The organism is Actinoplanes sp. CA-131856 (assembly GCF_050956135.1).
In the GTDB taxonomy this organism is placed as follows: domain Bacteria; phylum Actinomycetota; class Actinomycetes; order Mycobacteriales; family Micromonosporaceae; genus Actinoplanes.
On record NZ_CP191849.1, the window covers coordinates 5,840,869 to 5,853,326 of the forward strand.

11 protein-coding genes and 3 tRNA genes are annotated in these 12,458 nt (G+C 72.1%); 2 read left to right on the forward strand and 12 right to left on the reverse strand.

All coding sequences use genetic code 11. The features are described from left to right. Positions 1-63: 63 nt before the first annotated feature. The 11 genes from ACQP2X_RS27080 to ACQP2X_RS27130 form a co-directional block, all read right to left on the reverse strand. Positions 64-151 (reverse strand) — tRNA-Ser (locus tag ACQP2X_RS27080). A 16-nt stretch (positions 152-167) separates the two neighbouring features. Then, positions 168-260 (reverse strand) — tRNA-Ser (locus ACQP2X_RS27085). A gap of 11 nt (positions 261-271) precedes the next feature. Then, positions 272-344, reverse strand: a tRNA-Leu gene (locus ACQP2X_RS27090). 128 nt (positions 345-472) lie between these two features. Beyond that, positions 473-1,924, reverse strand: a complete 1,452-nt coding sequence (locus ACQP2X_RS27095; protein WP_498686566.1) for an acyl-CoA synthetase — start codon at positions 1,922-1,924, stop codon at positions 473-475. A gap of 4 nt (positions 1,925-1,928) precedes the next feature. Then, positions 1,929-2,384: a MaoC family dehydratase gene (locus ACQP2X_RS27100; RefSeq protein ID WP_498686567.1), complete on the reverse strand. Its 456-nt coding sequence runs from the start codon at positions 2,382-2,384 to the stop codon at positions 1,929-1,931. 56 nt (positions 2,385-2,440) lie between these two features. Then, complete coding sequence (locus tag ACQP2X_RS27105) at positions 2,441-3,775, reverse strand: hypothetical protein (protein WP_498686569.1); 1,335 nt, start codon at positions 3,773-3,775, stop codon at positions 2,441-2,443. Next, entirely contained in the window at positions 3,772-4,776 is a 1,005-nt protein-coding gene (locus tag ACQP2X_RS27110) for a branched-chain amino acid ABC transporter permease (protein WP_498686570.1), read from the reverse strand. The genes ACQP2X_RS27105 and ACQP2X_RS27110 overlap by 4 nt, the downstream gene beginning before the upstream one ends. After that, entirely contained in the window at positions 4,773-5,633 is an 861-nt protein-coding gene (locus ACQP2X_RS27115; protein WP_498686572.1) for a branched-chain amino acid ABC transporter permease, read from the reverse strand. The genes ACQP2X_RS27110 and ACQP2X_RS27115 overlap by 4 nt, the downstream gene beginning before the upstream one ends. Then, positions 5,626-6,297, reverse strand: a complete 672-nt coding sequence (locus tag ACQP2X_RS27120) for an ABC transporter ATP-binding protein (RefSeq protein WP_498686574.1) — start codon at positions 6,295-6,297, stop codon at positions 5,626-5,628. Before ACQP2X_RS27120 ends, ACQP2X_RS27115 begins: the two co-directional genes overlap by 8 nt. After that, on the reverse strand, positions 6,294-7,061 hold the full coding sequence (locus tag ACQP2X_RS27125; RefSeq protein WP_498686576.1) for an ABC transporter ATP-binding protein: 768 nt from the start codon (positions 7,059-7,061) through the stop codon (positions 6,294-6,296). Before ACQP2X_RS27125 ends, ACQP2X_RS27120 begins: the two co-directional genes overlap by 4 nt. Continuing rightward, a complete protein-coding gene (locus tag ACQP2X_RS27130) occupies positions 7,061-8,227 on the reverse strand; it encodes an ABC transporter substrate-binding protein (protein WP_498686578.1) in 1,167 nt (388 codons plus the stop codon). Before ACQP2X_RS27130 ends, ACQP2X_RS27125 begins: the two co-directional genes overlap by 1 nt. Positions 8,228-8,362: 135 nt before the next feature. Here ACQP2X_RS27130 and ACQP2X_RS27135 point away from each other — a divergent pair, with 135 nt between their 5' ends. Both ACQP2X_RS27135 and ACQP2X_RS27140 read left to right on the forward strand, forming a co-directional pair. After that, positions 8,363-9,124, forward strand: a complete 762-nt coding sequence (locus ACQP2X_RS27135) for a PaaX family transcriptional regulator (RefSeq protein ID WP_498686579.1) — start codon at positions 8,363-8,365, stop codon at positions 9,122-9,124. Between the two features lie 22 nt (positions 9,125-9,146). Then, positions 9,147-10,529 (forward strand): diguanylate cyclase domain-containing protein, encoded by a 1,383-nt coding sequence (locus tag ACQP2X_RS27140; RefSeq protein ID WP_498686581.1) that lies wholly within the window; start codon positions 9,147-9,149, stop codon positions 10,527-10,529. On the opposite strand, the gene ACQP2X_RS27145 is transcribed toward ACQP2X_RS27140, so the two are convergent. Continuing rightward, complete coding sequence (locus ACQP2X_RS27145) at positions 10,514-12,451, reverse strand: SpoIIE family protein phosphatase (protein ID WP_498686583.1); 1,938 nt, start codon at positions 12,449-12,451, stop codon at positions 10,514-10,516. The genes ACQP2X_RS27140 and ACQP2X_RS27145 overlap by 16 nt on opposite strands. Between the last annotated feature and the right edge of the window lie 7 nt (positions 12,452-12,458).

Consider the following 12,458-nt stretch of genomic DNA (forward strand, 5'->3'; position numbering starts at 1 on the left):
ATTGCGATACAACCGCCGCGGGCGCCGATCGTGGAGCCGTCGTCCGAGATCCGACGGGTTCGGTGGCGGAGACGGGGCGAGTCGAACGCCCACGGGTTTTACCCCCAACCGCTTTCGAGGCGGCGGCCGGCGCCCATCGGCTGGCGTCTCCCGGTGTTCCGACATTGAGGAGAGCAAGGGATTCGAACCCTTGGTAGAAGCTGATGCCCCTACTGCGGATTAGCACTCCGCCGCCTTCAACCGGACTCGGCCAGCTCTCCATTTTATTGCGTACCCGGAGCGCGATTCGAACGCGCACTGGCGCCGTCCTGAGCGGCGTGCCTCTGCCGTTGGGCTACCCGGGCCGGAAAAAGAAAACGCCGCCATCCCTCAGGCGGGCGGCGGCGTCAAAGGCGCCACCGTCTTCGGCCACTCAGCAGGGAAATCGACATCTCGGTTCTCCTTTCCCCGCGTCTCGGTGGTGATGACCATGTTAGGAGGCGGCCGGCGGCGGTGGCAACGCATTTAATCGGCGGAGTTCTGCCTTGCGGACCTTGTTCGATCCGGTGCGGGGAAGGCCGTCCACGATGGTGAAATGGGCCGGGATCTTGTATCTGGCCACTCGCTCGATGAGGTGGGCACGCAATTGGTCAGCGGTGGGCGGCGGGCCCGGGGCGGGGACGATGAAAGCGCGGCCCACCTCGCCCCATTTCTCGTCGGGAACGCCTATCACGGCGGCCTCGGCGACCGCCGGATGCTCGAAGAGGGCCGCCTCCACCTCGGCCGGGTAGACGTTCTCGCCGCCGGAGATGTACATGTCCTTCAAGCGGTCCAGGATGTGGAAGTGGCCACCCGCGTCGACCTCGGCTATGTCGCCGGTGCGGAGCCAGCCCTCGGTGAAGGCGTCCGCCGTCGCGGCCGGGTCGTTCCAGTAGCCGGGTGTCACGTTCGGGCCCCGGACCAGCACCTCCCCGGGGTTGCCGTCGACGCGTACGTCGGTGAAGAAGACCGGGACCCCGGCCGAGCCGACGTGGTCCAGGCTCTCGCGGGCCTCCAGGAAGGTCGCGCCTGGTGCCGTCTCCGTCATGCCGTAGCCCTGGCAGAACGTCAGCCCGCGCTCCTGATAGGCGCGGATCAGCGCCGGCGGGACGGCCGCCCCGCCGCTCATCACGCAGCGCAGCGACGACAGGTCCGTGTCGGGCCAGCGCGGGGACTGTGCGAGCGCCGCGAACATCGCCGCGACGCCGAACATCCAGGTCACGCGGTGCGCCTCGATCAGGTCGAGCGCCCGGCCGGCGTCCCAGGACGGCATGATGACGCACCGGCCGCCCTTCAGAACGGTCGGCAGCAGGCACTGGTTGAGCGCCGCCACGTGGAACAGCGGCGCGCCGATCAGGGTCACCTCGTCGCCGGCCACGTCGACGCCCACGAGCAGGTTGTACGTGTTCCAGATGACGTTTCCGTGGGTGAGCACGGCCCCTTTCGGGCGGCCGGTCGTCCCGGACGTGTAGAGGATGAAGGCCGGGTCGTCCAACTCCACGTCGACCTCGATGGGAGGTCCGTCGACGCCCGACAGCTCCGGCAGGTCGATGGTCGTCGGCGCTGACACCACGGCGCATTGCGGCGCGCGGATCAGGACCCGCGCGCCGCAATGGCCGAGCTGGTAGCCGGCCTCGGCCGCCGTGAGCCGGAAGTTCAGCGGGACGAAGACCCCGCCCAGCAGGTGGGTGGCGAACAGGGTCTCGACCAGCGCCGGATGGTTCGGCCCGACATAGGCGACCCGGTCGCCCCGGCCGACGCCTTCCGCCCGAAGCCGGTGGGCCAGCCGGGTGATCCGGTCACGCAGTTCGGCGTACGACCATGAATCGTCACCGAAGACCAGCGCGACCCGATCGGGCGAGATGGCGGCGCGCCGGGCCGGCCACGAGCCGAGTCCCCTGTTCATGGCGTCAGGGGTAGTACCGGTAGATCGGCCGCGCCACGCACGCCGGCTTGTCGGCGCCGTCGACCTCGACCGTGAAGTCGAGCTTCACCTGCGCTCCGCCGCCGCCGACCGGTGTCACCTCGGCCACCGTGGCGGCCAGGCGGATCTTCGACCCGACCTTCACCGGCGACGGGAACCGCACCTTGTCGAGCCCGTAGTTGATGCCCATCGACACGCCGCCCACCTGGAGCAGCTCCGAGAAGAACGGGATCACGAGTGACAGGGTGAGATATCCGTGGGCGATCGGCGCCCCGAACGGTCCTTCCTTGGCCCGCGCGACGTCGACGTGGATCCACTGGTGGTCGCCGGTGGCCTCGGCGAACTGGTTCACCCGGTCCTGGGTGACCTCGAGCCACGCGCTGTGCCCGAGGTCCTTACCGGCGAGGGTCTTGAGCTCGTCGATGCCGTTGACGCTGATCATTGATGGCGCCCCTTTCGTCTTCCCGATTCTCGCCCGGCGCGGCTGCGACTGCCGTCTCAAAGTTTCGCCGTGAACGGCCGGGGATACGGCGCCGGCCGGTAGTGCACGAAGTCCGTGGACGAGGCCAGGGCGTTCAGCGCCTCCGGCGACGTCCCCGACCAGTGCCCGCTGCCCACCCGGCGTTCCAGGGTGCGCAGGGCGGCCAGCATCTCGCCCGCGGTGAACGTACAGTGCCCGGCCCGGTGCACGAACGCCTGCCGCAACAGCTCCGGCGACCGCACCGCCTCCCGATAGGCCCGCTGCACCTGCACCGGCACCAGGGCGTCCCCGGTGGTGTGAATGGTCATCAACGGATCCTGGAGGCGTCCCGTGAACGACAGGTTCCGCGCGATGTACGCCACGGCACCGCGATCGGCGCTGATCCGGGGTGCCCCGGCCAGCGCCCGCAGGTCGTCGTCGAGCGACGCCCCGGCCGTGCGGTAGAGGGCCTTCACTTCCTCGCGCAGCGACGACCGGGCCAGCATCCGCCGGTAGTCGACGCCGGTGTTCCACGACATGTTCCCGCCCGCGCGGCTCTCCGCCTCCTGCCGCCACGACAGCCCCACGTAGATGGTCGTCCCCAGCGCCTTCGCCTGGTTCCGTTGCGCCGTCTCGTAGTCGCCCGGCGCGGGCTCCGGCAGCGCCGGATCGTTCCAGGCCGGGATGTTGTGCAGCGCCGCCGCCAGGGCCGTCCGCGCCCGGCCCACCGCCGTCGTCTGGGCCTGGGCCAGCGCCGAGTTGAGCACCCCGGCCGACGCCAGGGCCGTCGCTTGGTCCTTCAGCCGTACGAGGGGCAGGCCGCTTCCCGGAAGCAGCAGCGTCCGCAGGGCGAACAGCGGGTCGAGCGTGTTGTTCCAGTTGGCCACGCCCCCTTGTTCGAGTCCGCACATGGCGAGCCCGCCCACGAACCGCGCCGGATATCGCTCCAGCAGCCCGGTGGTGACCATGCCGCCCATCGACGTGCCCCAGGCCAGCGTCCGCCGGGCCGTCCCGAACCGCGCGCCGAAGACGCCGAGCGTCGCGATCTGGTCGGGCAGCGCCTGTTCCAGCACCCATCCGGTGTCCGCATAGGACGAGCCGATCAGGGCGTACCCCTGACCGAGCAGTGTCTCCCGGACCTCGGCGCCGGGCGCGTTCTGCGCCGGATTCGGCGCCCCCTTGGGCGTATAGCCGTGGCTGTAGAGCAGAACGGTGCCGTTCCACGGCGTGGGCACGTCGAAGACGTATGTGGCCCCGGACGCCAGCGTCCCTTCGACGTGGGTGGCCGGCGCGACGGCCGAGGCGGGCGCGGACAGGCCGGCCAGGGCCAGCGCCAGCCCGGCGATCACAGCGACGGCGCGGTGCGTTCTCATGCGCGATCCTCCAAGGAGTCGGCGGCCACCGGCCGGCGGACGGCCCGGCCGGTGGATGACGTCTTCGGACGGCGGGAGGCCAACCGGCGGGCCGTGGGGACGATCCCCTTCGGCATGTAGCGGACCGCCAGTATCAGAAGCAGGGCGTAGACGGCGTACGACAGGACGCTGGGCGCGTAGCTGGGCATGCCGGGCTGGGTGCCGAGCTCGTTGAGGAACTGGACCAGCAGGACGATGACCGCGGCGCCCACCACCGGGCCGGCGATGGTGCCCAGGCCGCCCACCACGGCCATCACCACGAACTCGATCGAGAGCAGGACCGGGAACGAGCCGGGGGCCAGATAGCCCAGGTAGAAGGCGTAGACGCCGCCGGCCAGACCGGCGAAGGCGGCCGAGAGGGCGAAGACGGCCAGACGGTAGGCGCCGACCGGCACGCCACTCGCGGCGGCCGCGGTCTCGCTGGTGGCGGCGGCTCTCAGGGCCCGGCCCGGGCGCGAGGCCACCACGTTGCGGGAGATGAGCAACACCACGGCGAGGACGGCCCAGACGACGTACGCGTAACCGATGTCCTCTTTCAAGCCGGACAGACGCGGGATGCCCTGCAAGCCGATCGCGCCACCGGCCCACGTGCCCTGGCCGAGCAGGGACAAGAGGATCAGTTGCACGGCCAGTGTGGCGAACGCGAGGTGGTGTCCGCGCAGGCGCAGCAGCGGGGCGCCCAGCAGCACGGCGGCCGCGGCGGCGGCGACCGGGGCCAGCAGCAGGCCGAGCAGTGACGGGACGCCGTGCACGGAGAGGAGACCGGCCGCGTACGCCCCGATCGCGTAGAACGCCGCCTGTCCCAGGGAGACCTGCCCGGCGTACCCCATGAGAAGGGAGACGCCGGCGGTGACCGTCGCGGCCAGCCCGAGCAGGATGAACACCGACAGCTGCTTCTCGGGCAGCAGAGGCGGCAGCGCGAGAGTGACCACGGCGACGGCGAGCAGCCACAGCTTGTTCATCGGGCCGCCTCGCGGACCGGGCCGGTGCGGGCGGCCTGGACGATCATGACGGTGAGCATGAGGAGCAGGGCCACCTCCAGCTGATAGGCGCCGCCGCCGTAGCCGGCGATCAGGGTCTGGGCGACGCCGAGCAGCAGGCCGCCGGCCAGGGCCACCGCCGGGCGGGTGAGGCCGCCCAGGACGGCGGCGGCGAAGCCGTTGACGATCAGGGTGACGTCGCTGTCGAAGGTGACCTGCTGCACGGGGGTGGTGAGCACCCCGGCCAGGCCGCCCAGGGCGCCGCCGAGCGCGAACGCCAGCAGGCCCATCCGGCGGACGTCGATGCCGACCACCCGGGCCGCGTAGCGGTTGGAGGCGCAGGCCGACAGCGCCTTGCCGAGGTCGGTGCGGGTGAAGAAGAGGGCCAGGGCCGCGAAGACGGGCACGGTCACGGCGATGATGAGCAGGTAGTGGGCCTGGATGCGGGCGCCGCCGATGGTGGCCACCCCGGGCAGACCGGCGAAGGACCGGGGCTGGTCACCCCAGAGGACGATCTCGACCGCGTACGCGAACACGCCGAGACCCAGAGTGACGATGAGCGACGTGCCGGGGTCGGTGCCGGGCCGGCCGATGGCGACGACGCCGACCAGGACGCCGACGACCGCGGCCACGACCACCGCCAGCGACTCCGAGAGAATGTGGGGCAGACCGGCCGTGAGCAGGGTCGAGGTCAGCATGGCGGCGATGACGGCGAAGGCGCCCTGCGCGAAGTTGACCACGCCGGTGACCCGGTAGATGGCCACCAGGCCGCTGCCCACGAGGGCGAACCCGGCGCCGATGCCGAGGCCGGTCAGCACGTAGCCGAGGAAGTCACTCATAGTGGCCGCCCAGATAGGCCGCGGTCACCCGCTCGTCGGAGGCCAGGACCGCGGCGTCCCCGGCCAGGACGATCCGCCCGGCCTCCAGGACGTACGCCCGTGAGCACAGCGACAGGGCGAGCCGCGCGTTCTGCTCGATCAGCAGCACGGCCAGTCCGCGCTCGCGGTGCAGCGCCCGGAGATGGTCCACGAGCGTGTCGATGACCAGCGGGGCCAGCCCGAGGCTCAACTCGTCGATCACCAGCACGTCGGGCCGGGCCATCAGCGCCCGCCCGATGGCCACCATCTGCTGCTGTCCGCCCGAGAGCGTTCCGGCGTCCCGCTTGCGCAGCGGCACCAGAGCGGGCAACAGCTCGTAGATGTCCGAGGTGTCGCGGCCGCGCCGCCCGTTGCGCCAGCCGCCGAGGCGCAGGTTGTCGTCGACGCTGAGGTCGGCGAAGACCTCCCGCCCTTCCGGCACCTGCGCGAGCCGCCCGTCGACGGTGACCCGTCCGGCATCCGTCTCGACGAGACCGGAGAGCGCCTTCACCAGCGTCGTCTTCCCGGCCCCGTTGGCACCGATGAGCGCGACCATCTCGGATCTGTCCAGGGAGAGGGAGACGCCGTCGAGGGCTGTCGCGCCGGAATAGCGCACGGTCAGCGAGGCCACGTCCACGAGCGTCATGCGCTCGCTCCCAGATAGGCGGCGATGACCTCCGGGTTGGCGCGGACCTCGGCCGGCGGGCCGGAGGCGATGACGCGGCCCAGGTCGAGGACCGTGATCTGGTCGGCCAGGCTCATGACGAAAGCGACGTCGTGCTCGACCAGGAGCATGGTCAGGCCCGCACGCCGCAGGGAGGCCAGCAACTCGGCCAGGTGCTCGCGCTCCCCCGCCCGCAGACCCGAGGCCGGCTCGTCCAGGAGCAGCAGGCGGGGCTCGCCGCACAGGGCACGGGCCAGCTGCAACGCGCGCTGCTGGCCCAGCGGCAGGTCCTCGGCCGGCCGGGCCGCCCAGTCGGCCAGCCCGGTCAGCGACAGGCACTCCAGGGCCCGGGCCCGGATCTCCCGCTCGGTGCGGTGGTGCGACGGCAGGCGCAGCGCCCCGGCCACGAACCCGGACCGCGTGGTGCCGTGCGCGCCGACCATCACGTTCTCCAGGGCGGACAGGCCGTGGAAGATCCGGGCCGCCTGGAACACCACCGCCACCCCGAGGCGGGAGCGGCGGTGCGCCGCGAGCCGGTCCACGCGCACGCCGTCGAGCTCCACACGGCCCGCACCGAGGGCGAGCTGGCCGCCGATCAGGGCGAACAGCGTCGACTTGCCGGCGCCGTTGGGCCCGATCACCGCCCGCAGCTCGCCCGGCGGGACGTGCAGATCGACGTCGCGGACGGCGTAGACGCCCCCGAAGGCCCGCGACGCACCGGTCACCGCGAGCGCGGCGCCCGCCATCAGCGCCCGCCCAGCTTCTGCGCCGAATATTCGGTCGGCACGAAGACGCCCTTGGTCACCGTTGTGATGGCGATGAAGTCGGTGGTCAGGCCGCTGTGGTCGGTGGCGGAGTATTTGTAGGTGCCGTTCGGGGTGGTCAGCGTGAGGCCTTCGAGAGCGTCGCGGACCTTCTTCTTGTCCGTGCCGCCGGCCGCCTTCAGCGCCGCCGCGAGCAGCTTCACACCGCTGTAGCCGTCCTGCGCGAACTGGGGCGGCGGATAGCCGTACTTGGCCTCGAACGGCTTGGACAGCTCCTCGATCGCCGTCTTCTGCTCGCCGGCCGGCAGGGTGTCGCCGACCACGCCGATGGAGCTGGCCACCACCGCGCCCTCGGCGGCCGCGCCGGCCGGTTCGAGGAAGAGCTTGCTGGCCTGGGCGCCGGTCAGCACCAGCGGGATCTTGAGGCCGCTGGCCGCGTACTGCTTGGTCAGCGCGACCGCGGGCGCGCCGGTGGCCCACACCATGAGGGCCTGGGCGTCGGACGAGCGTACGTGGGTGAAGACCGCTCCGAACTCGGTCGCGGTGGTCTGGAACTGCTCGATGGGGTTCAGCGTGACGCCGTACTGCCCGGCCTTGGCCTCGAGGCCCTTGAAACCGGCCACGGCGTAGCTGCTCTTGGTGTCGTAGGCGACCGCGACCTTGGTCAGCTTCTGCGCCTGGAAGTACTGAAGGGCCGATTCGGCGTACGTCCCGGACAGCGCCGGCACCACGAAGACGTACGGATGAACGGGTTTGACCTGTTCGTCGGCCGGGGTGAGGGAGAGGTACGGGATCTCCTCGCGGTCGACCAGCGGGACCGTGGCCAGGGCGGAGTTGGAGAAGGGCGAGCCGATGACGGCGTCGGAGTCGCCCTTGAGCTCGTTGAAGGCGAGGACGGCCTGGTCGGGCAGGCTCTTGTCGTCCTTGACGGTCAGCTCGATCTTGCGGCCGTCGATGCCGCCGGCCGCGTTGATCTGCTCGACGGCGAGGGCCACGGACTTCTGGTTCTCGGTGCCGAGCGGCGAGTAGTTGCCGGTCAGCGAAACGATCTGGCCGACCTTGACGGTGTCGCCGGAATCCTCGCCCCCGGAGGACGAGCAGGCGGCGAGGACGAGGACGAAGGCGAGGAGCGGAACGGTTCTGCGCACGGGTTGCCTCCCGTTACGACCATTGTCAGGCTTCGATGACCCCCGAAGTTAGGCGCATCTTCCACAGCCGTCAATAATCTGCCTAATATCTAGCCCATGCCGCTAACGGAGGCGAGGCCTCAGACCTTGCTGCTCATGCTGTTCGGTGATTTCGTGCTCGACCGCGACGTCCGCGTCTTCTCCGGCAGCGTGATCGACGTCTGCGACCGGCTCGGCATCTCGTCGCACGCCGCCCGCTCCACGCTGACCCGCATGGTCAGCCGCGACCTGCTCCAGCGGCAGCGCGACGGCCGCCGCATGTATTTCGGGCTGACCGAGCGCTCGACCACCCTGCTGCGCGACGGCCGCACCCGCATCTGGCGCACCGGCGCGGTGAACGACCACTGGGACGGCACGTGGACGCTGCTGAGCTTCTCGCTGCCCGAGTCGTGGCAGCGCCAGCGGCACGACCTGCGCTCGCAGCTCGCCTGGTCGGGCTTCGGGCCGATACAGGGCGGGCTGTGGATCGCCCCGGGCGAGGTCGGCGCCCAGCAGATCGTCAGCGACCTCGGTCTCGAGGCGCACGCCCGGGTGTTCCACGCGCGGGCCGGCGCGCTCACCGACATCGGGGCGATGGTCTCCGACGCGTACGACCTGGGGGCCCTCGCCGCCCGCTACGACGACTTCCTGGCCCGGTGGGACGGGCCGCCCCCGCTGGCCGACCCGCTCGCGGCCCGGCTGAGCCTGATGGCCGAGTGGCTGCACGCCATCCGCCGCGACCCGCGGCTGCCGGTCGAGCACCTGCCCGCCGACTGGCCGGCGTCCCGGGCCCAGAAGGTCTTCCGGGAGCTCGAGACCGCGTACGCCGAACCGGCCCGCTCCGTCGCCGAGGAGGTCCTCGAATACTTAAGTTCTTGAGTCGGTTGCCGACTGACAAGGAGTGCGGAAGCTGATTCTGGTCCTCGCCGCGGGCGTGGCCCTCCAGCTCGCCCTGCCTCATCTACCTGACAGCGGCGGCCTGCTGGTCGCCAACCTGCCGGTCGCGCTGGCCGGCCTGGTCGCCTGGTTCGGTTTCCGCGAACAGGCGCGACGGCACACCGGCCGCGAGCGGGCCGGGCTGCTGCTCGGCTCCGGCGCCGGGATCCTCCTGGGGATCTCCTATCTGCTGTACGCCCTCGAGGGCGCCGTGGGCGCGAACGCCACCGTCGAAGCGGCGGCCGACCTCACCTCGGTCGGCGCCGCCCTGGTGAGCGTCCCGGCCGTACTGCTCTGCGCGCCACCGTTCCCCAGCTGGCTCACCCGTGTCATGTACCTCATCGAGGTCGCCACCGCGGCCGGCGCGATGTTCGCCGTGGTCTGGCAGTTCGTGCTGGTGCCGACCGGAGCCGACCCGATCTGGGTGGCGATTCTCTCGCCCGAGATCGTCACGGCCGCCCTCGCACTGATGCTCATGTCGCGCACCAGCGGCCGCAACTCACTGCACCTGCTGGCCGCGGCGATGGCGACCTTCGCCCTGGCCGCGGTCCTCAGCGTCCGCGTGCACGCTTTCGACCTGCCGTGGTACTCCTACGGGCTCGGCGGCGCCTATCTGGTCGGCGGGCTGATGATCGCGCTGGCCAGCCGGGAGGAGGTGCCGCCGGCCGACCCGACCGGCTGGCGTGCCTTCACCAGCTTCTGGAGCACGGTCTCGTCCGTGCCGACCGCGCTGCTGCTCGTCTGCGTGCTGATCGAATATCGCGACGATCGCACCCTGAGCCCGGTGCTGATCTCCGTGCTGCTCGGCTCGACCGCCCTGGCCATGGTCCGGCAGTTCCTGAGCCTGCTCATCGTGCGAAGGCTGCGCGCCGAGCTCGACCATCAGGCCTTCCACGACTCGCTCACCGGCCTGCCCAACCGGGCCGCCTTCCACCGGCACGCCGCCGGCCTGACCGGCACGGCCGCCGTACTCATGCTCGACCTCGACGGATTCAAGAAGGTCAACGACACGCTCGGGCACGCCGCCGGCGACGCACTGCTGGCAGCGGTCGGCCGGCGCATCGCGACCGAGGTGCGCCCGGGCGACGTGGTGGCGCGGCTCGGCGGCGACGAGTTCGCGGTCGTCATGCCCGGCGCGACCGGGGCCGAGGCCGGATCGCTGGGCGCGCGCCTGCTGGAGCGCATCGGCGCCCCGATCCCCTATCGGGACACCACGTTGCACGCCCGGGGCAGCCTCGGGATCAGCGTGGGCACCGATGTCGAGACCCTGCTGCACGAGGCCGACACGGCCCTCTACGCGGCCAAGGCGGCCGGCAAGGGCGTCGTGCGCGGCTACGCCCCGGCGTGAGGGTCGGCCGTCGTGTGCGGCATCGCCGACAGGGACAGCACGTGCTGGGCCGGGCTGCCGGCCGGCGCGTAGAGCACCAGGCTGCCGTCCTGCTCGGCGTCGCGGCGCACCGCGTGCTGCAGGACCACCACGCCCGCGCTGGCCAGCAGCGTCACCCCGGTCAGGTCGACCGTCAGCGGCCGGGTGCCGCCGCGGGTGAGGCGCTGGAGCTCCTTGGCCAGGAAACCGGACGTGGCCAGCGTGACCGGCCCGTCCAGGCGCACCCGCGGGCCCGGCGCCGCCGGCTGGTCGAGCACCAGGAGCAGGTCGGGCTCGTCGGCCGCGGGCGGGCCGACCCGCTCGGCGATCAGCAGCCGGGCCGGGGTGGTGACCCGGTGCCGCACCTCGGCCGTCGTGCCCCGGTGGCCGCGGCGCAGGCGGAACTGGTGCACCATCTGCTCGACCAGGATCAGCCCGAGCCCGCCCGAGGCCGCCGGTGGATGCTCGTGCCAGGCGCCGTCGTCGGCCACCTCGATCCGGACCTCGCCGCCGGCGTCCAGGTCGGCGCCGAGGCGCACCCGCCCCGGCGGGCCGCCGCGATAGGCGTGCTGGATGCAGTTCGTGACCAGCTCGCTGACCGCGTGGCGCAGCGCGGCGACGTCCTTGTCGCCGGCGCCGAGGCCGCGCAGCCAGTCACCGACCGCGCCGTGCGCGCGGTGGATCGACGGCATCGCCGCCGGGAGCGACAGCCGCAGCGGCGCGGGCGGCGGCACCCGCTGCACGGCCAGCATCGTCACGTCGTCGGTGTGCCCGGTGGGGCGCAGCAACAGCTCGATCGTCTGCACGCAGACCCGCTGGGCCGCGGTGAGTCCCGAGTCGCGCAGCACCCGGTCGGCCGCCGTGTCCTCGGCCACGGTGGCCAGCTCGACCAGGCTCTCCGCGTAGTCCCGGCCCGGCCGCTCGATCAGGCCGTCGCTGACCAGCAGCAGCAGATCGCCCACGGCCAGCCGGTCGGCGCCGAGCGGGAAGTGGTCGCCCCCGCCGAGCGGCGGCGCGCCGGTCGCGGGCAGATAGCGGCTTGATCCGCCCGCACCGACCAGCAGCGGCGGCGGATGCCCGGCGGTGCAGTAGGTGAGCGAGCCGTCGGCCGGGTCGAGCACGGCGGCGCAGATCGTGGCTCCACGGGCCGCCGGCAGCCGCCCGGCCAGGCGGTTGGCCGCGGCCAGCGCGACCGTGATGTCGCCGTCGTCGAGCAGCCTGTCCTGCACGACCGCGCGGAGCTGGCCCATGGTGGCCGAGGCGGCCACGCCGTGCCCGGCCACGTCGCCCAGCACCAGCGCCAGGCGGCCGTCGCCGAGCGCCAGCGCGTCGAACCAGTCGCCGCCGGCCGCGGTGTCGGCGTCGGCCGGCAGATATCCGGCGGCGGCGCGGGCCCGGGGCAGCACCGGCATGCCGCCCGGCAACAGCTCCAGCTGCATGGCCACCACCACGTCGCGGGCCCGGGCGTAGCGCTGCTCGGCCCGCTCGGCCCGCCGCCGCTCGGCCTCCCGCTCGCGGACCCGGCCGGTCACCTCGACCGAGTACTGCGACAGTCCGGAGACCGCGCCCGCCTCGTCGCGGGCGGGCGTGACCACGATGTCGAAATAGCTCTCGGACCGGCTGCCGTCGTCGTGCTCGACCTGGAGTCGCCATTCACGCGCGTTCTGGACGGCGCCGGTGCGGTACGCCCGGTCGTAGATGTCGAGCACCTGCTGGGTCAGCGCCGCCGGGAAGACCTCGGCGATCGTGCCGCCGATCTGGTGGGCGCGGCCGCTGAGACGGCGCGCGAGCGCGTTGACGGCGACGATCTTGTGGTCGGCGCCTTCCAGGGCGAGCATCGCGATGGGCATGTTCTCGAAGACGCGCCGAACAGTCTCGGCGTCGCCAATGTCCTCAGCTGACAACCGTGCC